This is a genomic window from Microbacterium testaceum, assembly GCF_001476655.1.
Lineage (GTDB): Bacteria > Actinomycetota > Actinomycetes > Actinomycetales > Microbacteriaceae > Microbacterium > Microbacterium testaceum_C.
The window spans coordinates 1-24,346 of record NZ_LDRT01000113.1 but is presented as its reverse complement, the minus strand read 5'-3'; the positions used below and the strand labels follow the sequence as shown (position 1 = coordinate 24,346).

Here is a 24,346-nt window from a genome sequence, read left to right as displayed (position 1 = left end):
GTCGCGGTCGTGGTGTGAAGGGCCTGCCCGATCGCCTGGTAGATCGTCGCCTGATCCAACCCGAGGAGCGTGCCGATCCCGGCGGCCGCCGACGGGCCGAGGTGGGCGACGTGATCGATCTTGTGCTTATGCAGACTGATCGCCCGCACCAGGTCGATCTGCACCTCGTACGCCGTCGCGAGCGCCCGGACCACGGCGGCACCGTCGCGACCGGTGTGCTGGGCGACGGCGAGGATCGGGGGGATGTTGTCGCCGGGGTGGGAGTACTCCGCCGCGAGGAACGTGTCGTGATAGTCGAGCTCGCGGACGGCGACGCCGTTCGCCCACGCCGCCCACTCCGGGCTCGACCGCCGCTCCAGAAGGCACCCGAACACCGTCGCCCCCGACCCCCCGATCGACACCGCATGATCCAACGCCTGCTGCCGCGCCGCACTCACCGGCCCCCGCGACAACGACGCCGCCGCCACCGCCGCGTTATCGATCACCCGGTTGATGATCATGTCGACCACCTCGGCATCCACCGCAACCGGATCCACCGCCACCCGCGCCAGCGACCACGCCAACTGCCCCTCCCGAGCCAGATTCTCCTCGCTGCGGTGGACACGAACGCGGTGTGTGATGGTCATGATGTTCTCTTTCGGCCGGTGGAGTGCGCGCGAGGCGCGAGGGCGGGGGAGGTCTCGAGCGAGTCGAGGATGCTCGTGAGGGCGTTGTGCAGGTGCACGTGCACGGCGTGAGCGGCGAGGTCGCCGTCGCCGGCCGCGATGGCAGAGGCGATCAGGCGGTGCTCGGCGACCGAGGCGGCGAGCCGCTCGGGGCGGTACCGGGCGAGGCGTCGGACGCGCACGAGGTGGATCCGGATGTTCTGCAGCGCACCGACGAGGTAGTCGTTGTCGGCGGCGGCATCGAGCGCGGCGTCGAAGTCGGCGATGAGGGAGTAGTACGCGTCCCGAGCGGCGTCGCCGTCGAGGTCGGCGGAGGCGAAGGCCTCCGCCATGCCCGCGAACGAGGGGGCGAGAGGCGATGCCGCGGCCAGGCGCGCCGCGGTCTCCTCGAGGGCGCGACGCACGGTGAAGAGGGACCGGATGTCGGCGCTCTGCACATCGGTGACCACGGTGACACGCGGCGACGACTGCGCGACGAGCCCCTCGGAGGCCAACCGCCCCAGTGCACTCCGCAGGGGAGTGCGGCTGACGCCGAGACGGGCGGACTGCTCGACCTCGCCGAGAACGGTGCCGGGCGCGAGCACCCCCGTCTGGATCTCGTCGAGGAGGGTCGCGTAGGCCTGGTCGCTCGCGCGCATCGTGGGCCTCCTCAACTCCGTCGGTACAGCGAGTGTATACGCAAACGGGTTAGAGTGACCATCTTTATCCGCTTTTTCCCTCCAATGTATCCAAAACGACGAAGGTCCCGGATGCCGCAGGCATGGCATCCGGGACCTTCGCGTCGAGGTGCTTACTTCACCTGGGCGCTGATGACGCTCATGACCGCGGTGTCGGCCAGCGTCGTGGTGTCGCCGACCTCGCGTCCCTCGGCGACGTCGCGGAGGAGGCGACGCATGATCTTGCCGGAGCGGGTCTTGGGCAGCTCCCCGACGATGTACACGTCGCGAGGGCGCGCGATCGGGCCGATCTGCTCGCCGACCCAACGGCGCAGCTCGTCACCGAGACCCTCGATGGGATGTTGCTTGAGGTAGCTGCTCTTGATGATGACGAAGGCGACGACGGCTTGACCCGTGGTCTCATCCGACGCGCCGACGACCGCGGACTCGGCCACCCCTTCGTGACCGACGAGAGCCGATTCGATCTCGGCCGTCGACAGGCGGTGGCCCGAGACGTTCATCACGTCGTCGACGCGGCCCAGGAGCCACACGTCACCGTCGTCGTCGAGGCGGGCCCCGTCGCCGGCGAAGTAGTAGCCCTTGTCGGCGAACTTCTCCCAGTACGTCTCGCGGTAGCGGTCGGGATCGCCCCAGATGCCGCGCAGCATGCTCGGCCAGGGCTCCGTGATGACGAGCAGGCCGCCGCTGCCGTTTCCGACGGGCTCGCCCTGGTCATCGACGACGGCGATCGAGATCCCCGGGACGGGAACCTGCGCCGAGCCGGGCTTCGTCTCGGTGACCCCGGGGAGCGCGGAGATCATGATCGCGCCCGTCTCGGTCTGCCACCAGGTGTCGACGATGGGGGCCTTGTCGGCGCCGATGATGTCGCGGTACCAGATCCATGCCTCGGGGTTGATGGGCTCGCCGACGGACCCGAGCAGGCGCAGCGACGACAGATGGAACTTCTGCGGGACGTCGCGTCCGATCTTCATGAAGGAGCGGATCGCCGTGGGCGCGGTGTAGAAGATCGTCACGCCGTGCTTCTCGATGAGCTCCCACCAGCGCCCGGGGTGCGGGGCGTCGGGCGTCCCTTCGTAGAGGAGCTGGGTCGCCCCGTTGGCGAGCGGTCCGTAAGTGACGTAGGTGTGGCCCGTGATCCACCCGATGTCGGCCGTGCACCAATAGACATCGGTCTCGGGGTGCACGTCGTGGACGACGCGGTTCGTGAACGCCGCCTGCGTGAGGTAGCCGCCGGAGGTGTGCAGAATGCCCTTCGGCTTCCCGGTCGTGCCGGACGTATAGAGGATGAACAGCGGCGTCTCGGCGGGGAACGCCTCCGCTTCGTGCTCGGCGGCGGCCTGCGGCACGACGTCGTGGTACCAGAGGTCGCGCCCCTCGACCCAGTCGACGTCGTTCTCGCCGCGCTTGACCACGAGCACGTGTTCGACCGTTTCCTGGATGCCGGACCCGTTGCGGTCGGCGAGGGCCTGGTCGACCGCGGGCTTGAGGGGGGAGACCTTGCCCTTGCGCCAGCCGCCGTCGGCGGTGATGACGAGCTTGGCGCCGGCGTCGTCGATGCGCGAGCGGAGACTGTCGGCCGAGAACCCGCCGAAGACGACGGAGTGCACGGCGCCGATGCGTGCGACGGCGAGCATCGAGGCGATGGCCTCGGGGATCATCGGCAGGTAGATGGCCACGCGGTCGCCGGGCTCGATCCCCAGCTCGATCAGGACGTTCGAGAGGCGCTTCACCTCAGCGGTGAGCTCGGCGTAGGTCACGTTCCGCTGGTCGCCGGGCTCGCCCTCCCAGCGCAACGCGATGCGGTCGCCGTGACCGGCCTCGACGTGGCGGTCGAGGCAGTTGTAGGCGACGTTCAGCTCTCCGTCGGCGAACCACTCCGCGAACGGCGGGTTCGACCAGTCGAGCACTCGAGAGAAGGGCTTGTGCCAGTGCAGCTCCCGGGCCTGATCCGCCCAGAACCCCTCCCGGTCGGCGGCGGCGCGTTCGTACAGGCTGCGGTCGCCGACAGCCGCGGAGGCGAACTCCGCCGAGGGGGCGAAACGCCGGGTTTCGTTGAGGAGATGGTCGATCTGGCTGCTCATCGCGGCGCTCCTTCGCGGTCCTGGGGATGCCGCGTCCTCGCGGTCATCATCATCGTGATGACGCTAGCGAGGGCTCGCGCCACCCGGCCACCTCCGATAGTTGGCATCCCTCGGAAAAGAAACAGGTGATATATCAGGGCCGCGCGGCGTGTGGGGAGTTGGCGGTGCCGTCGAGGGCGCGTAACCTAAACATGCCCGAACATCGCTTCCGGCATTCGCGTCGGTGGGAGCCCCCCAATTTCCGCCGGCGCGTGGCGGCATCCCTCGCCCCCCACTGATGGGATGCCGCCCCCTCTTTTTTCAGCCCCGTCCAGTGCCGGACGGCGGCGCAGGGTGATCGACCCCCCTCCTCAGGAGAGCTTCTTCGCGATCTCTCCACGGATCGGCGATCCTGGTCGGCGAGGTGCATGCCCATCCTCGTACGGTCATCGGCATGTCTCCCGTCCTCCCCCTCCGGCCTCCCTCGCTCGTCTGGCGCGATCCGGCGCTGGCCTTCCTCCGGCCGTTTCTCGACGACCCGGCGGTCACCGACCTCTTCGTCAATGGTGAGGAGGGGCTTTTCATCGACCGCGGACACGGCGTGGAGGCGGTGCCCTCCTGGCGCGCGGAAGAGAGCGACGTGCGTCGCCTGGCGGTTCGCCTGATCGCCCTCGGCGGACGACACCTCGACGACGCGTCACCGTGCGTCGATGTGCGCCTCGATCGTGGCATCCGGGTGCATGCCGTGCTCTTGCCCGTGTCGACGCGAGGGACGGCGATCTCGATCCGTGTTCCCCGGTGGGACGCGCCCGACCTGCAGCGGTTGGAAGAGGTGGGAATGTTCACCTCTCGGGGGCGCGACCGGCTCGAAGAACTTGTCGACCAGAGGGCGAACATGCTAATCACGGGTGCGACGGGAGCGGGGAAGACGACGTTGCTGAGCGCTCTTCTCTCTCGCGTTCCCGGCGGCGAACGTCTCGTGACGATCGAGGAGGTGGCCGAGCTCCGCCCGGCGCATTCACATCACGTGGCCCTCGAGGCGCGACAACCCAACCTCGAGGGGGCGGGCGGCATCGGGCTTGCCCGTCTGGTTCGCGAGGCACTGCGGATGAGGCCGGACCGACTCATCCTGGGAGAGTGCCGCGGTGAAGAGCTTCGTGAGCTCCTCCTCGCGTTGAACACCGGGCACGACGGAGGGGCAGGGACTTTGCACGCCCGGAGCCTTTCCGACGTCCCCTCTCGCCTGGAGGCGCTCGGCGCGCTGGCGGGAATGGACGCGGCGACGACAGCGCGGCAGGCGCAGAGTGCCCTGGACACGGTCATCCATGTCGAACGCACCTCCGACGGCCGCCGAATCGTCGGCGTCGGTCGCCCCCTGCTTCGAGACGGGCGGCTGTCGATCGAACCGGAGCGGTGGACGTGATGCTCTTGCACCGTCGGGCGCGCCCCGCCGCCGCGGACCCCCTCGACACGGTCCTCCGTCTCGCCGTTCTCCTCTCGGCTGGGCTCAACGCTGCCCCCGCGTGGAGGCATCTGGCCGAAGACGCGGGGCCGGTGGCGCACGACGCGGCCGCCGCGGCCGCCGCGGGTGACGACGTCGCTGTCGTTCTGCGCAACGCGGGTGAGGGATGGCTCGATATCGCCGCGGTCTGGGCCGTCGCGACCTCGGTGGGTGCGCCCCTGGCCGACACTCTTCGTGAGGTGGGCACATCTCTCCGCGAGGCGCGGGACATCGCCGATGACGTGAAGGTCGCTTTGACGGAACCTCTCGCGACGGCGCGGCTCCTCGCCGCGCTCCCGCTCGCGGGTGTTCCACTCGGGGTGTTCCTCGGATTCGACACGATGCGCGTGCTCACCGTCGACCCGTTGGGCCGGCTGTGTCTCGGAGCGGGGGTCGTACTGATCATCGTCGCCCGCATCTGGTCCCGGCGCTTGGCGCGTCGCGCGCAACCTCCGACAGCCGTGCCCGGGATGACCGCCGAACTCTTCGCGGTCGCCCTCTCGGCCGGGGCCTCGATGGAACGGGCCCGCGTGCTCGTCGCGGCGGAGCGGCGCGTTGGCCCCCTCCCGGATGACGAGGGCCTGCTTCGCGCGGAAGCCACCCTCGATCTCTCCGTGCGGGCGGGGGTCCCCGCCGGTGAACTGCTGCGCGGTGATGCCTGGCTCGCCCGCCGCACCGCGCGGACCGAAGGGCGCGAAGCGGCGGCACGGTTGTCCACGCGTCTTCTTCTTCCGCTCGGCGTCTGCACCCTCCCCGCCTTCCTCCTTCTCGCCGTGGCCCCGCTCATGATCGGTGTGCTCCGCTCCGGGGGCTCCCCGTTCTGACTCCTGCTTCTCGTGTCCGCCCTTCCGACTCATCCCACCCGTACCGCCGAAAGAGGTTTCCCATGACCGTCCGCATTCCGTTCCCCTTCGCCCCCGCCCCGAACGCACCGGTGCTCCCGCTCCTGACGAGCCGGCGCGCGGGTTCGCTGTTCCTCGATGACAGGGGAGCGGCGACCGCCGAGTATGCGATCGCCACGATGGCAGCGGTGGCCTTCGCCGGCTTGCTGGTCGTGATCATGAGGAGCGATGAGGTGCGCGGCATCCTGACCGATCTCGTCCGCCGCGCCCTCACCGTTCAGTAGGGCGTCCCGGTGAGACGCCTCCTCCGCGACGAGCGCGGGTCGGTGACGGCGGAATTCGCGGTCGCCGTCCCGGCCGTCATCGTCGTGCTCGCCCTCGGCGTGGGCGTGCTGGCGTCGGCGGCAGCGGCCGTCCGGCTCGAGCACGTGTCCGCGGAGTCGGCGCGCCTTCTCGGCCGCGGCGACGACGCGCGGGCCTTCGCCGCCCTCGGCGAGATCGGGGCCTCGATGTCGGTGTCCCATCGAGAGGGGCTCGTGTGCGTCGAGGCGTCGGCGCCCGTTCCGCTCTCTGTTCCGCTTCCGCCCGTGTCGGCTCGCGCGTGCGCCCTCGACGGGGGTGGCTGATGGCCGGGACCGTCTCCGTCGTCGGCATCATCGCTGTCACCGTCGGTCTGACGCTCGCACTCGCCGCGGCGGGCGGCGCGGCCGTGCAGGCGCAGAAGTTGGCGGGAACGGCGGATGCCGCCGCTCTCGCCGCCGCGGACACGGCGAGCGGCGCCGTCGACGGCCTGCCCTGCGATGCCGCCGCCGCGGTCGCCGCAGCGGGGGGAGCGACGCTCGAGGAGTGCGTGCTCGACGGCCTCGTCGCCACGGTGGCCGTGGGGACGGCGTACGGTGGGATTCCGTTCGATGCACATTCTCGAGCCGGTCCCCCCGAAGCGACCGCCCGAGCGCTCCCCGGGAACCCCACCAGGAATGCGTGTGTATGGTGTGCAGCGAAGAAAGGACCCCAGTGGCAAACGGCAAGAAGCTCGTCATCGTCGAGTCCCCGACCAAGATGAAGTCGATTCAGGGATACCTCGGTGACGACTACGAGGTCCTCAGCTCGGTCGGGCATATCCGCGATCTCGCGTCCAAGAAAGAGATCCCGGCCGACAAGAAGGCGGCCTACGGCAAGTACTCCATCGACGTCGAGAACGACTTCGATCCCTACTACGTCGTCAACGACCGCAAGACCAAGACGGTCGCCGAGCTCAAGCGCGCGCTCAAGACGGCCGACGAAGTCCTGCTGGCCACTGATGGTGACCGCGAGGGCGAGGCCATCGCGTGGCACCTGCTCGAGGTCCTCAAGCCCAAGGTCCCCGTGCGTCGCATGATCTTCCACGAGATCACCAAGGACGCCATCCGCGAAGCCGCGGAGCACACGCGCGACCTCGACGTCTCGCTCGTCGACGCGCAGGAGACCCGTCGCGTCCTCGACCGTCTCTACGGGTGGGATGTCTCTCCCGTCCTCTGGCGCAAGGTCGGTTCGGGTCGCGAGGGCACCGCGCTCAGCGCGGGCCGAGTCCAGTCCGCTGCGACCCGCATGGTCGTCGAGCGCGAGCGCGAGCGCATGGCCTTCGTTTCCGCGTCGTACTGGGACGTCGAGGCGCTCGCCTCGCAGGCCGGTTCCTCCTTCACCACGCGTCTCAACCGTCTCGATGGCGCCCCCATCGCGCGCGGCGGCGACTACGACGACAACGGGCAGCTGAAGAAGGCCGTCGTCGTCCTCGACGAGGCGCAGGCTCGGGCTCTGGCCGACGCGGTGACCGCCGCCGGTCGTGCGACGGTCGCGAAGGTCGAGGCCAAGCCCGGTACCCGCAGCCCCCGCGCCCCCTTCACGACCTCCACGATGCAGCAGGAGGCCGGTCGCAAGCTCTCGATGAGCGCCAAGCACGCCATGGGCGTCGCTCAGCGGCTCTACGAGAAGGGCTTCATCACCTATATGCGAACCGACTCGGTCGCGCTGTCCGCCCAGGCGATCTCGGCGGCGCGCGCGCAGGCGGTCTCGCTGTACGGCGACAAGGCCGTCCCGGCCAGCCCGCGCGTCTACAAGAGCAAGTCGAAGAACGCGCAGGAGGCCCACGAGGCCATTCGTCCCTCGGGCGAGAACTTCCGCACCCCGGCGTCGGTCGCCTCCTCGCTCGATCGCGACGAGCAGAAGCTGTACGACCTCATCTGGAAGCGCACCGTCGCCAGCCAGATGGCGGATGCCAAGTACGAGACCACGACCGTCACCCTCACCGTCCAGGCGGACGAGAAGGTCGCCGAGTTCACGGCATCCGGAACCGTCTACACCTTCAAGGGCTTCCTCGAGGCTTATGAGGAAGGGGCCGACGAGAAGCGCAACGGCCGCGACGACGACGAAGACCAGTCGCTGCCCGCGGTCGCCGTGGGCGACGAGCTCGCCGTCAGCGACGTCGAGCCCAAGGGCCACAGCACCTCGCCGAAGCCGCGTTACACCGAGGCGAGCCTGGTCAAGGCGCTCGAAGAGAAGGGGATCGGTCGTCCCTCGACGTTCGCCAGCATCATCGGCGTGATCCTCGACCGCGGCTACGTCACCAAACGCGGTCAGGCGCTCGTTCCGAGCTGGCTCGCGTTCAGCGTGGTGCGTCTGCTCGAGGAGCACTTCGCCGACCTCGTCGACTACGACTTCACCGCGGCCCTCGAAGACGACCTCGACGCGATCGCCCGCGGCGAGCAGCGTCGCACCGAGTGGCTCAAGGAGTTCTACTTCGGCTCCGACAAGCAGATCGGCCTGCGCCACATCGTCGACAACCTCGGCGAGATCGACGCGCGCGAGCTGAACTCGACGCGGATCACCGACACCGCCACGCTCCGCTTCGGCAAGTACGGTCCCTACCTCGAGGTGACCGAGCCCGGCGCCGACCCCGAGGCCAAGCCGCGCATCGTCAACATCCCCGAAGACCTCGCTCCCGACGAGCTCACGCCCGAGAAGGCGCAGGAGCTCATCGACGCCCCCGTGGCCGGCGACCGTGTCCTGGGGGAGAACCCCGACAACGGCAAGCTCATCGTCGTCAAGGACGGGCGCTTCGGCCCCTACGTGCAGGAGCTCGAGCCCGAGGAACCCGAAGAGGTCGACGCCGCCACGGGCGAGGTCATCGAGCAGCCCAAGAAGAGGGCGACGAAGAAGGAAGCGGCGCCCAAGCCCCGCACGGCGTCGCTGTTCCGGTCGATGTCGGTCGACACCATCGACCTCGACACCGCGTTGCAGCTGCTGTCGCTCCCGCGCGTGGTGGGGGTCGACCCGGAGTCCGGTGCCGAGATCACCGCGCAGAACGGGCGGTTCGGTCCGTACCTGAAGAAGGGCACCGACTCCCGGTCGCTCGACGACGAGAAGCAGATCTTCGACATCACGCTCGAAGAGGCCCTCGCCAAGTACGCCGAGCCCAAGTACGGGGCGCGCCGCGCGTCGAGCGCCCTGAAAGAGTTCGACGCCGACCCGGTGAGCGGGAAGCCGATCAAGCTCAAGGACGGTCGCTTCGGCCCGTACGTCACCGACGGGGAGACCAACGCCACGGTGCCCCGCGGCGAAGACGCGATGGCCATCACCTTCGAGCGCGCCGTCGAGCTCATCGCCGACAAGCGCGCCAAGGGACCGGCTCCGAAGAAGACCGCCGCGCGAAAGACCACGACCACGCGCAAGGCGCCGGCGAAGAAGTCGTGACCGCGGATTCGACCCGGCCGCCGCGCGCCCCTCGCGCCGCGACGGCCGGGGGGCCTGGTCTGTTCGTCACGTTCGAGGGCGGGGACGGCGCGGGTAAAACCACGCAGGCCGCGCTGTTGGAGGAGTGGCTTCACGACAACGGCCGCGAGGTCGTCCGCACCCGTGAACCGGGCGGGACCGATGTGGGCGTCCTCGTTCGCGACATCGTGCTGCACCACCGCGGAGACATCGCGCCGCGCGCCGAGGCCCTGCTGTACGCCGCCGACCGGGCCCACCACATCGAGACCGTGGTTCGGCCGGCGATCGCGCGGGGAGACGTGGTCATCCAGGATCGGTATCTGGACTCCTCGGTCGCCTATCAGGGGGCGGGAAGAGTGCTCGACGCCGGCGACATCCGCGACCTGTCGCTCTGGGCGACGGGAGGCCTGCTACCCGATCTGACCGTGCTCCTCGACCTCGATCCCGCGGCGGCACGCTCGCGACTCGACGCCGATGAGAAGCCGTTCGACCGGCTCGAGGCCGAGAAGGGCGAGTTCCATACTCGCGTGCGCGACGGTTTCCTTGCGCTCGCCGCGGCCGAGCCCGAGCGGTTCGTCGTGCTCGACGCTCGCCAGCCCGTGCCCGAGCTCGCGAGCCGCGTACGCGAGGCTGTGGCATCCCGCCTCTCCTGACGCCACGGCGAGAAGGGTGCCCGGCGGCGTCCTCGCGGGTGAATTGCGGCGGGGGGCTTCCGCTCTGACGGACGGTGCCTCAGGCCGCTTCGCTCGGCGCGTGCACAGCGGATCGCCAGCAGCGGTGTCGGAACCCCCGTCTAGGGTGGAACGCATGCCCGCCGTGCTGGACTCCTCTCCCGACGTCGCCCTTCCCGCGCCGTTCCCCTGGGATGCGGTGTGGGGCCAGCCCGAGGCCATCGAGACGCTGCAAGCCGCCGCCTCCGACCCCGCGGCCCTCGCTCATGCGTGGCTCATCACGGGGCCCCCCGGGTCGGGCCGGTCGACGCTCGCGTACGCCTTCGCCGCCGCGCTCATCGCCGAACCCGGCGACGAACACGCGCAGCGCCAGGTGCTCGCCCGCACGCACCCCGACCTCACGGCCCTGCGCACCGAGCAGGTCGTGATCCGCATCGACGAAGCACGTCGCCTCGTCGAACGCGCCTCGTTCGCGCCCTCGCTGGGGCGGCACCGCGTGATCGTCGTCGAAGATGCCGACCGCATGGCCGAGCGCACCTCCAACGTTCTGCTGAAGGCGCTCGAAGAGCCGCCCGAGCAGACCGTGTGGGTGCTCTGCGCGCCGAGCGATGCCGATCTGCTCCCCACCATCCGGTCTCGCGTGCGCGTGCTGCGTCTGCGCCAGCCCTCCGTCTCCGACGTCGCCGCTCTGATCGTCGAGCGCACGGGGGTCGCGCCCGACGTCGCCGAAGAATCGGCCCGCCATGCCCAGCGTCACATCGGCATGGCGCAACGCCTCGCGACCGACGACGACGCCCGGGCCCGCCGCGCAGAGACGCTCGCCGCCGTTCTCGGCGTCCGCGGGATCGGTGACGCGGTCGAGGTCGCGGGACGCATCGTCCGCCTCGCGACCGACGACGCCAAGGCGCTGACCGCCACCCGCGACGAAGAAGAGCGTCGGAGCCTTTTGCGCATGCTCGGCGTCGCCGAAGGCGCCGCCGTCCCGCCGTCCGTGCGCGGTCAGGTCAATGCTCTCGAAGACGATCAGAAGCGCCGCGCGACGCGGAGCCTGCGCGATGGGATCGACCGCGTGCTGACCGATCTCCAGTCACTGTTCCGCGATGTGGTGATGCTGCAATTCGGTCGAGACACCGATCTCGTCAACAATGAGCGGGTCGACGATCTCCGCGCGCTCGCCGCCGAATGGTCGACCGCCCGCACGCTGGGGGTTCTGGACCGGATCTCCGACACACGGCGCAACCTCGAACAGAACGCGGCGCCTCTGCTCGCGCTCGAGAGTCTGTTGATCACGGTCGCCGACGGGTCGGCCCCGTGAACGCGCGGCGTCGTCTCGTCGCGCTCGTCGCCGGGCTGGCGACCGCGGTCCTCGCGCTCTCGGGGTGTCTCTACGCCCAGATCCCGCCCGCAGCACCCGCCCCGGGGCCGTCGCTCGCCCCGCAGACCGACGGTATCTCGCCAGAACTGCTCCCGTATTACTCGCAGGCGCTGGCGTGGCAAGAGTGCGGCACCGGTCTCGACTGCACGACCGTGACGGCACCCCGCGACTACAGCGACCCCTCGAAGGGAGACCTGCAGCTCGCCGTCGTCCGCCACCGGGCGACCTCCGGCTCGCCGGTCGGCTCCCTCTTGACCAACCCCGGCGGCCCAGGTGCGAGCGGGGTCTCGCTCGTGAAGTCGTCGTTGTCGATCCTCGTCGATCAGAAGCTCTCCGACGCCTACGACGTGATCGGCTTCGACCCGCGCGGAGTCGGCGAGTCGACCGCGGTCAGCTGCTACGACGCGAAGGGGCTCGACAGCTACTTCTACGACATCCCTCCGGGCGCGCGGGGCAGCGACGAGCGCGAGCAGGCGTTGAACGAGCGCGCCGCCGCGTTCGCCCAGGCGTGTGACGCGAACAGCGACGGCATCCTGCCCTACATCAGCACCGAGAACTCGGCGCGGGACATGGATCTGCTCCGCGCGGTACTGGGCGACCCGAAGCTCAACTACCTGGGCTTCTCCTACGGGTCCTTCCTCGGCACGGTCTACGCCGGACTCTTCCCCGAGCGCGTCGGGCGCATGGTCCTCGACGGCGGAATCGACCCCACCCTGTCGCAGTCCGACTCGTCGATCGGCCAGGCCGAGGGCTTCGAGCAGTCGCTGCGCGCCTTCATGGCCGACTGCCTCACCACCTCGGACTGCCCCTACAGCGGCTCGGTCGACAACGCGATGGCCGACCTGGCAGCGACTCTCGCGCGCGTCGATGCTCGTCCGATCACCGCGAACGACGGGCGCCGGCTCGGGGGAGACACCCTCATGACGGCGATCGTCGCGGCGCTCTACAGCGAAGACAGCTGGCCTTACCTGCGGTCCGCCCTGACCGACGTGGGCAACGGCCGCGCCGACGTCGCGTTCCAGCTCGCCGACTTCTACAACGATCGGCAGGGCGGGCGCTACCTCAGCAACACGATGGAAGCGTTCGTCGCGTACAACTGCATGGACTACCCGGACGAGGGGTCGGATGCCGATGACGCGGCGTTCCGTCAGCGCCTCGCCGAGGCCGCCCCGACCACGGCACCGTATTGGGAGGGCGTGGACGTGTGCGCCTCCTGGCCCGCACCGCCGACCGGCACGCGCGGCGCGATCACGGCGGAGGGCTCCCCGCCCATCGTCGTGATCGGCACGACCGGTGACCCCGCCACCCCCTACGTCGGTGCGCAGCGCCTCGCCGAGCAACTCTCCCAGGGCGTTCTCATCACGAATGTCGGCGAGGGGCACCTCGGCTACAACAAGGGCAAGGCGTGCGTGAACGACGCGGTCGACGATTACCTCATCGACGGCACCGTGCCTGAGAACGGCCTGCGCTGCGAGTGAGATCGGAGCCGTCCCGGATCTCTCGGGCACACCGGCGCCGTCTCCCCACCTAGGCTGGTTCCTGTCCCACCCGAAGGAGTCCCCATGACCGCGCCTGTCACCGACCTGGCCCGCTACATCGACCACACGTTGCTCAAGCCCGAGGCCACCCGCGCCGACGTCGAGCGCGTCATCGCCGAAGGGGCCGAGCTGGGCACCTACAGCGTGTGCCTGTCGCCGTCGTTCCTGCCGGTCGAGGTGCCCGCGGGACTCAAGGTCGCGGTGGTCTGCGGCTTCCCCAGCGGTAAGCACCACGCCGAGGTCAAGGCGGCCGAGGCCGCCCTGTCCGTGGCTCAGGGTGCCGACGAGATCGACATGGTCATCGACGTGGGCGCCGCGATCGAAGGCCGTTACGAGGTCGTCGAGACCGAGATCCGCGCCGTGCGCGCTGCGGCGCCCGCCCCCACGGTGCTCAAGGTCATCATCGAGTCGGCGGCGCTCTCCGACGACGCGATCGTCGCGGTGTGCGAGGCGGCCGTTGCGGCCGGAGCCGACTTCGTCAAGACGTCGACGGGATTCCACCCCGCGGGCGGGGCCAGCGCGCACGCGGTCGAGCTCATGAAGCGCACCGTCGGCGACCGCGCCGAGGTCAAGGCATCCGGCGGCATCCGCACCCGCGCGGCGGCCGAAGAGATGATCGCCGCGGGCGCCACGCGGCTGGGGCTGTCGTCGAGCCGCGACATCCTCGCGGACCGCTCGGCGAGCGGCGATTACTGACGCGTACGTCGTGACGCTCTGGAGCATGTAAGATCGATGATCGTGCACGCGACAGCGCGCACAGGCCGCCTTAGCTCAGACGGCAGAGCGATTCACTCGTAATGAATAGGTCAAGGGTTCGATTCCCTTAGGCGGCTCCACCACAGAAGGCCCGGGATGATCCCGGGCCTTCTGCCATTGCGGACGTAGCGCGCAGCCCCTCTACCCGGACCGCGGTCGCTCGTCGTCGAAGCATCGCCCGGCGCGCACGACGGCCCCGTCGTACCCTCGGGATCAGACCCCGGGAGGCCGCATGACCCACGCACCCGCACTTCTCCGTCGCATCCGGTTCTGTCTCGCCGTGGTCGTCCTGGGCCTCCTCGTGAGCGGGGTGACCGCCTTCCCTCTGCGCGAGGAGCTCTCCTTCGCCCGCGACGTGCTGGCGCAGCTGAACGTGGGTTCCGTCCTCCCCGGAGCGGTGTGGTGGGTGAACCACGTCGCCGAGGGCTTGGATGCCACCGCCGCGGCGTATCCGTTCATCGCCTACGGCACCGACTGGCTGGCCTTCGCCCATCTCCTCATCGCCGTGGCCTTCGTGGGGCCTCTCGTCGATCCCGTGCGCAACGTCTGGGTGATCGTGTGGGGTCTTGTCGCGTGCGTAGGGATCGTGCCCCTCGCGGCCATCGCGGGGGCGGTGCGCGGCCTGCCCCTGGGGTGGCAGCTGATCGACATGTCGTTCGGTGTCGTCGCCGCGGTGCCGCTCGTGCTCGCGCTGATCTGGACGCGGCGCCTTGCGCGCGGCATCCCTTCGGCGAGTCCCGTCCGCGCGGAGCCGCAGGAGGCCGCCCGCTAGGCTGACGGCACCCGTCTCGCGCTCGTGCGGCGGCGTCTCTCCCCGTCCGCGTCCCCACAGGAGTACCCGTGTCGAACGCCCTCGACGCCGTCATCGAGATCTTCACGTGGGTGGGTCTGGGCGGCGGAGCGCTGCTCGCGATCGTCGCCGTCGTGCTCCTCCTCGCCGATGGGACGTGGCTCCCTGTGCGCGCGGTGGTCGAGGAGGTCGACGGCGGTCGCGTGGTGCGCTGGTTCGACGACCAGGGCGGCGTGAACGAAGCCCCGCTGTCCGTCCACGACGACGCGAAGGTCGGAGCCGCCGACATGGCCGACATCTTCTATCGGCGGGGGAGTGCGCACCGGATGCGCCTTACGCGCTCGTCGCCCGTGGTGCGGTTCGTGTCCCTGCTCTCGGCCGGGATCCTCGGGCTCGGGCTCGTCGCGTTCGTGCTGTCGATCGTGGTGCTCTTCGCGCGGGGGTGAGGGCGCGCACCGCGCAGGGACGACCGGCTCGGATCGGACGCCGGACGCGGCCGATGTCGGGCGAGAGAGAGGACTCCGGGCGCCGCAGCAGGACCGACTCCGAGAGGAACTGGCGCGAAGCTATGTCGCTAGATAAGCTAGCGATATGTCTCGCCGCACCCCGCCTCCCACTCTCCGCCGCGATCATGTCGCCCCCCGCGTCTCGCGATGGCTGCGCATCGGCATCCCGAGCCTGCTCGTCCTGCTGTGGGTGGTCGGCGGCTCGATCGGCGGTCCGTTCTTCGGCAAGGTCGACGAGGTCGCGACCAATGACCAGTCGTCGTTCCTTCCCCAGTCGGCGGATGCCACGCGCGTCAGCGAGCGTCTCACCGACTTCACCGGCGGCGACACGATCCCGGCGCTGATCGTCGCCGAGACCACCGACGGCAGCGCCCTCTCGGACACGCAGCTCACGGCACTGCGCACGCTCGCGACCCAGGCGGCGAGCCTCGAGGGCGTCGAGGGGGAGGCCTCCCCACCCGTCGTCTCCGAGGACGGCCAGGCCGCGCAGATCTTCTTGCCGCTCGACAGCTCCGGCGAGGTACGCGACATCGTGGAGGCGGTGCGCACTCTGGTCGCGTCCGACGCGCCGACGGGCGTGCAGGCGTGGGTCACCGGTCCCGCCGGTTTCACGGCCGACCTCGTCAAGGGCTTCCTCGGTATCGACGGGCTGCTGTTGATCGTGGCCTTGGGAGCGGTGTTCGTCATCCTCGTCGTGGTCTATCGATCGCCTCTGCTGCCGATCCTCGTGCTGCTGACGTCGGTGTTCGCGTTGTGCGTGGCGCTGCTCACTGTCTGGTGGCTGGCCTTCGCCGGCATCGTGGTGCTCAACGGGCAGGTGCAGGGCATCCTCTTCATCCTCGTCATCGGTGCCGCGACCGACTACGCGCTGCTGTACGTGGCGAGGTTCCGAGAAGCGATCGGCGCGGGAGACAAGCGGTGGGATGCCACGATCAGGGCGTGGAAGGGGGCGTTCGAGCCGATCCTCGCCTCGGGCGGCACCGTCATCGCCGGTCTTCTCTGCCTGCTGCTGTCGGATCTCGCGACCAACCGCGCGCTCGGTCCGATCGCATCGATCGGCATCGCGTTCGCCGTGCTGTCGGCGCTGACCTTCCTGCCGGCTCTCCTCGCCCTCTTCGGACGCGCGGCCTTCTGGCCATTCCTCCCGAAGCCGGGCACCGCCGCCCTGCCCGACGACCTCACGGTGCCGGTGAAGGGCCTCTGGCCTCGCCAGGCGCGTCTGGTGGCCCGTCGCGCGCGACCGATCTGGATCGTCTGCACGGTCGTGCTCCTCGCCGCGTGCGCGGGGCTCACGCAGCTCCGCGCGGACGGCGTGCCGGCCAGTGACCTCGTGCTCGGCGCCTCCGAGGCGCGCGACGGGCAGGCGGCCCTCGCCGAGCACTTCCCGGGCGGCTCGGGGAGCCCCGCCTACGTGCTCGTCCCCGAGGGGAGCGCGGCTGCGGCGGTCGAGGTCCTCGACCGGGCGAACGGCATCGATTCCGTCGCGGTTCTCTCCGCCGATGCCCCGGGGGGACAGGCACCCGTACAGGCGGTCGACGGTGCTCTCGAGACCACCGCTTTCGGCCCTCCGGGAACTCCGGCGCCCGCGCCGACCGTCTCCGACGGCGATGTGCTCCTCGCCGCGACGCTCGCCGACACCGCGGACTCGGCGGCAGCCGACGATGCCGTCCGTCAGTTGCGGGTCGACCTCGCCGACGAGCTGGGGGAGGGAACCGCTCTGGTCGGCGGGGTGACCGCGACCGACATCGACTCGATCGACACGTCGATCCGCGATCGCACCCTCATCATCCCCATCGTGCTCGTGGTGATCCTGTTGATCCTCATGGCCCCGCTGCGGTCGATCGTGGCACCGGTGCTCCTCATCGGCACGGTGATCCTGTCGTTCGGTGCCGCGCTCGGGGTGAGCGCGCTCGTCTTCGACGGACCTCTCGGCTTCCCCGGGGCCGACCCGTCCGTCCCGCTGTACGGCTTCGTCTTCCTCGTCGCCCTCGGGGTCGACTACAACATCTTCCTGATGTCGCGCGTGCGCGAGGAGTCGCTCGCGCACGGCACGCGGGCGGGCATCCTCCGTGGTCTGGTCGCGACGGGCGGGGTCATCACCTCGGCGGGGCTCGTCCTCGCGGCGACCTTCGCCGCCCTCGGCGTGATCCCCATCCTGTTCCTCGCCCAGCTCGCGTTCATCGTCGCCTTCGGCGTGCTGCTGGACACCTTCGTCGTGCGCTCGCTCCTCGTGCCCGCCCTCGCGCACGATCTGGGCGCGGTCATCTGGTGGCCCTCGAGGCTCTGGCGGCGTGAGCGCTCCGGTCAGGAGCTCACCGCGGGGGTCGGCGCGAGCGGACCCGACACCCGCGCGAGCGCGCGTAGGCTCGACTCATGACCAGGGCGCTGTTCATCGTGGATGTCCAGAACGATTTCACCGAGCACGGGGCTCTCGGAGTCGACGGGGGTGACGCGGTCGCCGAGCGGATCTCGAACTACCTCGCCGCGCACGCCGACGAGTACGCCGTGATCGTCGCCTCGCGCGACTGGCATCACGGCGACGACGACAACGGCGGTCATTTCTCGGCCAGCCCCGACTTCGTCGATTCGTGGCCCGTGCACTGCGTCGCGGGCACCGAGGGCGCCGAGTACGACGCGGTCTTCGACGAGAGTCGTGTGACGCACCATCTCAAGAAGGGCCAGGGGCGTCCGGCCTATTCGCTCTTCGAGGGCGTCTCGGACGACGGCCAGACCGCGGCCGACATCCTCGAGGCCCACGGGATCCGCGACATCGACATCGCCGGGATCGCGACCGATTACTGCGTGCGCGCGTCCGCTCTCGACGCCGTCGCTGCGGGGCGCACCGTCCGCGTCTTCACGGACCTCGTCGCGGGGGTGCATCCCACCTCGAGCGCGGCGGCCCTGGCCGAGATCGAGCGTGCCGGAGCGACGCTGGTGAGCTCAGAGATCTAGTTCGTCGGCCCGCGGGAGCGAGATGGTCACGCGGGTTCCCGCTCCGGGCTCGCTGCTGAGGCGCAGGACGCCGTGGTGCGCGGTCACGATGCGCTGCACGCTCGCGAGTCCGATCCCGTTGCCGCCGTCCCGCGCGTCGGCGAACCGCCCGCGCTCGCCCTCCTCGACGATGCGGTGCAGATCGTCGGGGTGGATGCCTCGGCCCCGATCGCTCACCGAGACGACCGCGCCCTCGTCGGTCTCGTAGACCTCGACCGTGATCTCGTCGTCGGAGTACTTGGCGGCGTTCTCGACGACGTTCGCCACCGCGCGGCGAAGCCCCAGGATGTCTCCCTTGACGGCGACGGCATCCATTCGCCCGAAGACGACCCGTCCGGGGTCGTCGCCAGGGAGGACGAGTGCCACGGCGCCTCGCGTGACGAGATCGAGCGTCGCCTGCCGTTCCCCGTGTCCGGGCCGCGTGGTCGCATCCGTCATCAGAGCCTGCGCCATGGCGACGAGGTGATCGCTCGCCTCGGCAGCCAGCCGAAGCAGACGGTGGTCGGGCGGCAGCTCGTCGCCGAGGAGATCGATGTAGCCGCGCAGGGCGGTGACGGGCGAGAGCAGATCGTGGGCGAAGGTGCGTTGCAGCGCCGCTTGTTCATCCGCCGCCTGCTTCTCGCTGGTCAGATCGCGCACGATCTTGACGAAGCCGAGCACCTGACCCTGTTCGGTCCGGATCGCCGAGATGGTCACGCGGGCCCAGAACTCGCTGCCGTCATGGCGGACGCGCCACCCCGTGTCCTCGACGTGTCCATCGCGTTGAGCGGCGGCCAGCAAGCGATCCGGGATGCCGCGGAGCCGGTCTTCCTCGCGATAGAACCGGGAGAAGTGGGATCCGATGATCTCGTCCTCGGTGTACCCCTTGAGCAGCTGAGCCCCGAGGTTCCATCCGCTGACGAAGCCGCCGCCGTCGAGCTTGACGATCGCGAAAAGATCGACCTGCTCGTCCCAGTCGGTCGGCAGGATGCGCCGGAAACTCGCGAGCGGACGGTTGTTCCCCTCGGGCAGGTCGTCCGCCCGAGGCGGTACGGGGGCGGTCATCCGCGCACGGCGAAGTGCTCGGGAGTGCGGGCTGAGGGCATTCTCTGATCCTGACCGGCGGGGGGCACGGGCACCAGCACTTGACATGCTCCTTCGAGTGAACGACGCGCGCGTCAGCTGACGGTGACGAGCGTCCGCTGCCACCCGCTCGAGCCGTTCGGGGCGATCGCCGCCTTGTCCTGGATCTGCAGGTTGCCCTCCTTGTCGCGTGCGCGCACGACGATGTAGTGCGACCCCGCGTCCGCGTTCCAGTCGAGCTTCCACTGCACCCAGGACTGATCGTTGATCGGCGTCGAGAGTGTCGCCTGCTGCCAGTCGCCGTCGTCGATGCTGACCTCGACCGCCTGCACCCCGATCGGCTGAGCCCAGGCCATTCCGGCGATGACCACGTTGCCGGCCGAGACCGGAGTTCCGATCTTCGGGGTGTCCACGCGCGACGACATCTTGATGGGGGCTTCGGCCGAGTAGCCGCGGGGGGTCCAGTAGGCCTCCACCTGGTCGAAGCGCGTCACCGTCAGCTTCGTCACCCACTTCGTCGCCGAGACGTAGCCGTACAGACCCGGAACGACCATGCGCACCGGGAAACCGTGCTCGAACGGCAGCGGTTCGCCGTTCATCGCGACGGCGAAGATGGCATCCAGGTTGTCGTCCACCAGGGACGAGAGGGGAGTGGATGCCGTGTACCCGTCGACGCTCTCGGAGAGCACCATGTCGGCCCCACCCTGCGGGCCCGCCTTGCGCAGGACGTCGCGGATGGGCACGCCGGTCCAGATGGCGTTGCCGACGAGGTTGCCGCCCACTTCGTTGGAGACGCAGGTGAGCGTGACGCCGTACTCGTCGAGGCCCATGCCGACGAGGTCGTCGAAGCTCAGCTCGATCGGAGTGTCGACCATGCCTTCGATCGACAGCTTCCAGGTCGTGGGGTCGACGTTCGGGACGGTGAGCGCGGTGTCGACGCGGTAGAAGTCCGCGTTGGGGGTGATGATCGGGCTGAGCCCGGGGACGCCCAGGTCCGCACCGGCAGGCACCGTGACGGTGCTGCGCGCGGACGGGAGGCGGAGGGCGTCGCGCGCGGCGGCGACCGACGCCGTGGCGACGTTGACGACTCGGGCACCGACACCGATGACGATCGCGGTCGCGGCGGCGATCCCCGAAACGAGGAAGAATCCGCGGCGGTTCACCCCGGCGGCGGGGGCGTCGTCCCGCTCGGACGCGCTCACCCACCTCCGCAGTCGCGCGGTCAGCATCAGCAGAAGCGCCACACCCGCGAGGGTCCCGACGACGGGCGGCAGCCACGCGAGGGCGCTGGCTCCGGTGCGCGTGACGATCGCGGCGGTCGCCAGGACACCGCCGATCGCGAGGAGGGCTGCGCCGATGAAGCGGAACCGGTATTCGAGAAGACCGGCGATCGCCGCGGCGACGACGGCACCGAGTCCCACCCCGACCAGCAGGGCGATCTTGTCGGATTCCCCGAACAGCGTGATCGCGAGCTCTTTCAGCGGTCGCGGCACGATGTCGACGATGAAGGACCCCACCGCCAGGACGGGGCTGGCCTCGCGAGCGAAGATCGCGGCGAGCAGTTCGGCGCTGCCGAGCAGGGCCAGGGCCGACACGATCCCGGCGAGCGGAGACCAGATCCACGTGCGCGGTCGGCGGACGGCGCGTGCGCCGGTGGTTTCGGTGGTCATGGCATCCCTCGTCTCCGACGAGCGCACGTGGCATGCCCGTCACACCCTATTCGGAACGGGCAGGAGAACGGATGCCGTCGTCTCAGCGTCGCGGAGCGAGGTGGAACAGGGCGACCCCCGACACGATCAGCGCGAGAGCGATCGCGAGGCCCGCGGTGATCGGCTCGCCGAGGAGCGGGACGGCCACGACAGCGGTGAGCACCGGGCTCAGTGCTCCCGCGCTCGAGGCGAGACTGCTGCCGAGGTTCTTGACGGCGACGACGTAGCACGCGGTCGACAGCAGTCCGGTGCCCACCCCTTGTACGAGGGCGTAGGTCCCGATCTGCGGCCAGGGCACGGCGCCTTCGAGGAGATGCGACGGCATCACACCGGTCACGGCCAGGGCGAGAGCGGCCACTGCGGAGGTGATGCTGATCACGACGATCACGCTGACGAGGTCCAGGCGGACGGATGCCAGCCCCAGCGTGTAGAGCGCCCAGACCAGGCCGGCGGCCAGCAGGATCGCGATCCCGCCGAGATCGGCCGCGCCGCCGCGGAGGATCGCGCTCGCCGCGACTCCGATCACGATCGCGGCGAGAGCGGTGAGGCGACGGCGCGAGACGGGGGCGCGGTGGCGCAGGAAGAGCAGGAGCGTGACGAAGAGGGGGACGGTGCCGGGAACGAGCAGCCCGGTGAGCCCCGCCGAGGTGAGCTCGGCACCGCCCGCGAAGAGCAGGAAATGCGGAATGCCGGCGAGGAGCACGAGAGCGAGGGCTCCGCTACCCGCGCCGCGCAGGGCGCGCAGTGCCCGCGGGACCCACGGTGCCAGCACGACAGCGGGGACGGTGAAACGGAGGATCGCGGCATCCGCCGTGGTCAATCCGGTCGCCTCGAGTGCCCGGGTCGAGAGGGCGAACGCCGACCACAGGGCGATGACGCCGAGGAGAGCGGCCGTGCCGACGAGGGTTCGGCGCGACAGCGCGGGGCGAGAGGCGAGCGCGAAGGTGGTCACGTCGTCAGCGTAGGAATCCTCGCGCCGCAGCCGATTGCGAAAATTGCTCCAAACAGATCGATATTGGCAGAATCTGCTTCATGCATCTTCTCGATGAGATCGATCGTCGCATTCTCGGCGAGCTCCAGCGTGATGGACGAGTCTCGAACCAGGACCTCGCCGACCGCGTGGGGCTGTCGCCGTCGCCCTGCCTTCGTCGCGTCCGTCAGCTCGAGCAGGCGGGCATCATCGAGGGCTATCGCGCCGTCGTCTCGCCCAAGGCCGTCGACCTCACCATCACCGCGTTCGTCCGCTTGCGCCTCGCCTCCCACGAAGGCGCGACCGTGGACGCGGTCGAGGAGCGTCTGCGCGCGATCCCGCACATCGTGGAGGCGCATCTGCTCGCCGGCGACTGGGACTATCTCGTGCGCATCGTGACTCCGAGCTTCGAGGAGTACGAACGCCTCCTCCGCGAGAACCTGCGGGCCATCCCCTCGCTCGCGTCGATCGACACCACGTTCGCCTTCGCGGTGACGAAGCCGGTGTCGCCCCTGCCGCTCGGGTGACCCGCCCGGGGCGACCCGCGGCTCGCCGATACGATGGCACGACCCGCGGCATCCGCCCCGCTCGAGAGGAGCCCCGACGTGGAGGACCTCACACGCTGGCTGGCGGCGCTGACGACCCTCGTCGGGCTCGGTCTCACGCTGGGGCTCAACCCCGCGCTGTACGGCGCCACAGCCGACGTGCTCGCGCAGAACGTCCGCGTCGTCCCGCGCATGGCGTGGATGGTGGCGGGCCTCGCGACCGGGGCGACAGTCCTCTATCTCGCGCTGCAGAGCTTCGACCCGACCGAATTCGTGACCGCGGCCGAACGGAACGCGACCACGGCGGTCCTCGATCGCCGTGTCGACCTCGCGGCGGGTGCCCTGTTCCTTGCGGGGGCGGTCGCCGTGGCGATCTGGCGCCTGCGCGTTCCGGTGCGCCCCGCGCATGCTCGAACGACGAAGAGTCGCGCCCATTCCTGGAGCTATTACGTGCTCGGGGTGAGCTGCTCGATCATCGGCTTCACGACGCTGCCGATCATGTACATGACCGGACGCGTCGCCGACGGAGTGAGCGACCATCCCGCCTTACGCTGGGCCGCCTACGCGATCTTCCTCGTGGCGCTCGCCGCCCCGTTCGTGCTCCTCGCCACGGCGTGGCTGCATTTCCCCGCCACGGCGGCCCGGGTGAACGGCTACTACGTCCGGGCGATCGACATGGACCATCGGTGGCTGTACGCCGGGGTCCTGGGGGTCGCCGGGATCGCGTGCGTGGTCCTGGGCCTCCTGCCCGGCCGCTGAGCGTCAGCGCTTCGCGCGCTGCTTCCGCACCTTCGCGACGACTTTGCGGCGCACCTTCTGCACTTTCGGATCCGTCCACACGCGGTAGGCGACGGTTCCCGCGGCGGCCGCGCGGCCGATCGCCGTTCGGGCGAGGACGGCCCCCGCGAGGCCCACGGCCCCGGTACCCACCCAGCGTGCAACTCCCATGGCATCCCTCTTTCGTTCGGTGAATCACCCACCTCACACGATGGGGTTCCGGATGCCAGGGCGCTTGCGCCTCGAGCGGGGATGTGCGTGAAGTGTCCGCCGGGTGTCATTCCGCGCGTGGCGGGCGGCCGTCCGGGATGCGCTTCCCGCGGCGAAGCGCGCTGACGACAAGCGCGAGCCCGATCGCGGACTGGACGGACCCGACCGCGACCCACGAGGTGACGGAGCTCACTTCGGGCAGGAATCCGAGAGCGAGGTAGTTGCCGACGTGGAAGCCGCCGTGCACGCCGACGGCCGCCCAGAGCGATCCGGTCCACAGCAGCAGGCCGACGGCGAGAAGAGAGAAACCGAAGGGGAGGGCGAGGTAGATCACGCGCTCCCCGGCCGACTGCTGGCCCCCGTTCGAGACGAGGTGGATCGCGGTGAAGGCGAGCGTGGTGACGCTGATCGCGAGGACCGGACGCTCTCGCAGACGCCAGAGCAGCATTCCGCGGAAGAGCACCTCCTCGGGGATGCCCTGCTGCACGAACGCCAGGCCCAGGTAGTACGCGAGGAGCAGGGGGATCATCATCGGCGCGGTCTGCTCGCCGAAGAACGCTTCCTCGTCACGGACGGGCCCTGTGGCGGGCAGCAGCGCGGTCACCGCGAGGACGCTGGCGGCGGCGACCACGACGCCGAGGAGGAGCCACGCCGCCGAGAGCCGGTCGACGCGCCAGCCCGTGGCGCGAAGCGGTGCACGCTCGATTCCCCGCATCCACGCCCACACGCCCAGGACCACCGTGCCCAGCACGAGAGCCTGCAGCACGAAGGCCAGCCCGAACCCCCACGGCGAGGACCCGCCGAAGATCTCGGACGCGCCGGGGACGAGGATCACCAGCCCCGAGAGGAGCGCGGGCACGAGGTTGGCGATGATCAGGATGCCGATGGCCACGACGACCCGCACGACGATGCCGAGCGGTCCGAGGGAGAGCCGGGGAGCGGACGCCGGGGAGG

At 70.0% G+C, this 24,346-nt stretch carries 24 protein-coding genes and 1 tRNA gene; 17 read left to right on the top strand and 8 right to left on the bottom strand.

Annotated features, from left to right (window positions below; all coding sequences use genetic code 11):
* The 3 genes from NS220_RS14500 to acs form a co-directional block, all read right to left on the bottom strand.
* Positions 1–626: MmgE/PrpD family protein (locus tag NS220_RS14500; protein WP_193755382.1), on the bottom strand; the 626-nt coding region annotated here is incomplete at its 3' end.
* Positions 623–1,303, bottom strand: coding sequence for a GntR family transcriptional regulator (locus NS220_RS14495; protein WP_058624737.1), 681 nt, complete (start codon positions 1,301–1,303; stop codon positions 623–625). The genes NS220_RS14495 and NS220_RS14500, both read right to left, overlap by 4 nt.
* 152 nt (positions 1,304–1,455) lie before the next feature.
* A complete protein-coding gene (gene acs, locus NS220_RS14490) occupies positions 1,456–3,423 on the bottom strand; it encodes an acetate--CoA ligase (protein WP_058624736.1) in 1,968 nt (655 codons plus the stop codon).
* A 433-nt stretch (positions 3,424–3,856) separates the two neighbouring features.
* On the opposite strand from acs, the gene NS220_RS14485 reads away from it, so the two are divergent.
* The 15 genes from NS220_RS14485 (at position 3,857) to NS220_RS14415 (ending at position 18,080) form a co-directional block, all read left to right on the top strand.
* On the top strand, positions 3,857–4,825 hold the full coding sequence (locus NS220_RS14485) for a TadA family conjugal transfer-associated ATPase (protein ID WP_058624735.1): 969 nt from the start codon (positions 3,857–3,859) through the stop codon (positions 4,823–4,825).
* Entirely contained in the window at positions 4,825–5,727 is a 903-nt protein-coding gene (locus NS220_RS14480; protein WP_058624739.1) for a type II secretion system F family protein, read from the top strand. Before NS220_RS14485 ends, NS220_RS14480 begins: the two co-directional genes overlap by 1 nt.
* Before the next feature lie 62 nt (positions 5,728–5,789).
* Positions 5,790–6,029 carry a DUF4244 domain-containing protein gene (locus tag NS220_RS14475; RefSeq protein ID WP_058624734.1) on the top strand — a complete coding sequence of 80 codons (240 nt, stop codon included), beginning with the start codon at positions 5,790–5,792 and terminating at the stop codon, positions 6,027–6,029.
* A gap of 9 nt (positions 6,030–6,038) precedes the next feature.
* On the top strand, positions 6,039–6,371 hold the full coding sequence (locus tag NS220_RS14470) for a hypothetical protein (protein WP_058624733.1): 333 nt from the start codon (positions 6,039–6,041) through the stop codon (positions 6,369–6,371).
* Positions 6,371–6,808 carry an Rv3654c family TadE-like protein gene (locus NS220_RS14465; RefSeq protein WP_242864626.1) on the top strand — a complete coding sequence of 146 codons (438 nt, stop codon included), beginning with the start codon at positions 6,371–6,373 and terminating at the stop codon, positions 6,806–6,808. The genes NS220_RS14470 and NS220_RS14465 overlap by 1 nt, the downstream gene beginning before the upstream one ends.
* Positions 6,760–9,474 (top strand): type I DNA topoisomerase, encoded by a 2,715-nt coding sequence (gene topA, locus NS220_RS14460; RefSeq protein WP_058624732.1) that lies wholly within the window; start codon positions 6,760–6,762, stop codon positions 9,472–9,474. Before NS220_RS14465 ends, topA begins: the two co-directional genes overlap by 49 nt.
* Positions 9,471–10,145 carry a dTMP kinase gene (gene tmk, locus NS220_RS14455; protein ID WP_058624731.1) on the top strand — a complete coding sequence of 225 codons (675 nt, stop codon included), beginning with the start codon at positions 9,471–9,473 and terminating at the stop codon, positions 10,143–10,145. The genes topA and tmk overlap by 4 nt, the downstream gene beginning before the upstream one ends.
* Positions 10,146–10,299: 154 nt before the next feature.
* Positions 10,300–11,478 (top strand): DNA polymerase III subunit delta', encoded by a 1,179-nt coding sequence (locus NS220_RS14450; RefSeq protein WP_058624730.1) that lies wholly within the window; start codon positions 10,300–10,302, stop codon positions 11,476–11,478.
* Positions 11,475–13,016, top strand: coding sequence for an alpha/beta hydrolase (locus tag NS220_RS14445; RefSeq protein ID WP_058624729.1), 1,542 nt, complete (start codon positions 11,475–11,477; stop codon positions 13,014–13,016). Before NS220_RS14450 ends, NS220_RS14445 begins: the two co-directional genes overlap by 4 nt.
* Positions 13,017–13,100: 84 nt before the next feature.
* A complete protein-coding gene (gene deoC / locus NS220_RS14440; protein ID WP_058624728.1) occupies positions 13,101–13,772 on the top strand; it encodes a deoxyribose-phosphate aldolase in 672 nt (223 codons plus the stop codon).
* Positions 13,773–13,836: 64 nt separating this feature from the next.
* Positions 13,837–13,912: transfer RNA gene (locus tag NS220_RS14435), tRNA-Thr, on the top strand.
* Between the two features lie 152 nt (positions 13,913–14,064).
* Positions 14,065–14,604: a hypothetical protein gene (locus tag NS220_RS14430; RefSeq protein WP_058624727.1), complete on the top strand. Its 540-nt coding sequence runs from the start codon at positions 14,065–14,067 to the stop codon at positions 14,602–14,604.
* Between the two features lie 68 nt (positions 14,605–14,672).
* Positions 14,673–15,068: a hypothetical protein gene (locus tag NS220_RS14425; RefSeq protein WP_058624726.1), complete on the top strand. Its 396-nt coding sequence runs from the start codon at positions 14,673–14,675 to the stop codon at positions 15,066–15,068.
* 145 nt (positions 15,069–15,213) lie between these two features.
* Positions 15,214–17,505 (top strand): MMPL family transporter, encoded by a 2,292-nt coding sequence (locus tag NS220_RS14420; protein WP_058624725.1) that lies wholly within the window; start codon positions 15,214–15,216, stop codon positions 17,503–17,505.
* Entirely contained in the window at positions 17,502–18,080 is a 579-nt protein-coding gene (locus NS220_RS14415) for an isochorismatase family protein (protein ID WP_058624724.1), read from the top strand. The genes NS220_RS14420 and NS220_RS14415 overlap by 4 nt, the downstream gene beginning before the upstream one ends.
* On the opposite strand, the gene NS220_RS14410 is transcribed toward NS220_RS14415, so the two are convergent.
* From NS220_RS14410 to NS220_RS14400, 3 genes are all read right to left on the bottom strand, one after another.
* Positions 18,069–19,163, bottom strand: coding sequence for a sensor histidine kinase (locus tag NS220_RS14410; RefSeq protein ID WP_081323197.1), 1,095 nt, complete (start codon positions 19,161–19,163; stop codon positions 18,069–18,071). The two genes, NS220_RS14415 and NS220_RS14410, sit on opposite strands and share 12 nt — an antisense overlap.
* 113 nt (positions 19,164–19,276) lie before the next feature.
* A complete protein-coding gene (locus tag NS220_RS14405; RefSeq protein WP_058624723.1) occupies positions 19,277–20,851 on the bottom strand; it encodes a molybdopterin-dependent oxidoreductase in 1,575 nt (524 codons plus the stop codon).
* A gap of 82 nt (positions 20,852–20,933) precedes the next feature.
* The gene (locus tag NS220_RS14400; protein ID WP_058624722.1) at positions 20,934–21,842 is read right to left on the bottom strand and encodes a DMT family transporter; all 909 of its coding nucleotides are present in this window, start codon (positions 21,840–21,842) and stop codon (positions 20,934–20,936) included.
* 80 nt (positions 21,843–21,922) lie between these two features.
* Between NS220_RS14400 and NS220_RS14395 the strand changes: the two genes are divergently transcribed.
* Positions 21,923–22,387 carry an Lrp/AsnC family transcriptional regulator gene (locus tag NS220_RS14395; RefSeq protein WP_058624721.1) on the top strand — a complete coding sequence of 155 codons (465 nt, stop codon included), beginning with the start codon at positions 21,923–21,925 and terminating at the stop codon, positions 22,385–22,387.
* Between the two features lie 78 nt (positions 22,388–22,465).
* The gene (locus NS220_RS14390) at positions 22,466–23,164 is read left to right on the top strand and encodes a hypothetical protein (RefSeq protein ID WP_058624720.1); all 699 of its coding nucleotides are present in this window, start codon (positions 22,466–22,468) and stop codon (positions 23,162–23,164) included.
* A gap of 3 nt (positions 23,165–23,167) precedes the next feature.
* Here NS220_RS14390 and NS220_RS19795 read toward each other — a convergent pair whose 3' ends face one another.
* Complete coding sequence (locus NS220_RS19795) at positions 23,168–23,353, bottom strand: hypothetical protein (RefSeq protein ID WP_153004305.1); 186 nt, start codon at positions 23,351–23,353, stop codon at positions 23,168–23,170.
* A 106-nt stretch (positions 23,354–23,459) separates the two neighbouring features.
* The coding region (locus NS220_RS14385; protein WP_058624719.1) for a CPBP family intramembrane glutamic endopeptidase at positions 23,460–24,346 on the bottom strand (887 nt) is incomplete at its 5' end.

Bases quoted from the DNA above. Each gene is read 5' to 3' on its own strand.
- NS220_RS14495 (WP_058624737.1), bottom strand. From the start codon at position 1,303: ATGCGCGCGAGCGACCAGGCCTACGCGACCCTCCTCGACGAGATCCAG.
- acs (WP_058624736.1), bottom strand. From the start codon at position 3,423: ATGAGCAGCCAGATCGACCATCTCCTCAACGAAACCCGGCGTTTCGCC.
- NS220_RS14485 (WP_058624735.1), top strand. From the start codon at position 3,857: ATGTCTCCCGTCCTCCCCCTCCGGCCTCCCTCGCTCGTCTGGCGCGAT.
- NS220_RS14480 (WP_058624739.1), top strand. From the start codon at position 4,825: ATGCTCTTGCACCGTCGGGCGCGCCCCGCCGCCGCGGACCCCCTCGAC.
- NS220_RS14475 (WP_058624734.1), top strand. From the start codon at position 5,790: ATGACCGTCCGCATTCCGTTCCCCTTCGCCCCCGCCCCGAACGCACCG.
- NS220_RS14465 (WP_242864626.1), top strand. From the start codon at position 6,371: ATGGCCGGGACCGTCTCCGTCGTCGGCATCATCGCTGTCACCGTCGGT.
- NS220_RS14450 (WP_058624730.1), top strand. From the start codon at position 10,300: ATGCCCGCCGTGCTGGACTCCTCTCCCGACGTCGCCCTTCCCGCGCCG.
- deoC (WP_058624728.1), top strand. From the start codon at position 13,101: ATGACCGCGCCTGTCACCGACCTGGCCCGCTACATCGACCACACGTTG.
- NS220_RS14430 (WP_058624727.1), top strand. From the start codon at position 14,065: ATGACCCACGCACCCGCACTTCTCCGTCGCATCCGGTTCTGTCTCGCC.
- NS220_RS14420 (WP_058624725.1), top strand. From the start codon at position 15,214: ATGTCTCGCCGCACCCCGCCTCCCACTCTCCGCCGCGATCATGTCGCC.
- NS220_RS14415 (WP_058624724.1), top strand. From the start codon at position 17,502: ATGACCAGGGCGCTGTTCATCGTGGATGTCCAGAACGATTTCACCGAG.
- NS220_RS14410 (WP_081323197.1), bottom strand. From the start codon at position 19,163: ATGACCGCCCCCGTACCGCCTCGGGCGGACGACCTGCCCGAGGGGAAC.
- NS220_RS14405 (WP_058624723.1), bottom strand. From the start codon at position 20,851: ATGACCACCGAAACCACCGGCGCACGCGCCGTCCGCCGACCGCGCACG.
- NS220_RS14395 (WP_058624721.1), top strand. From the start codon at position 21,923: ATGCATCTTCTCGATGAGATCGATCGTCGCATTCTCGGCGAGCTCCAG.
- NS220_RS19795 (WP_153004305.1), bottom strand. From the start codon at position 23,353: ATGGGAGTTGCACGCTGGGTGGGTACCGGGGCCGTGGGCCTCGCGGGG.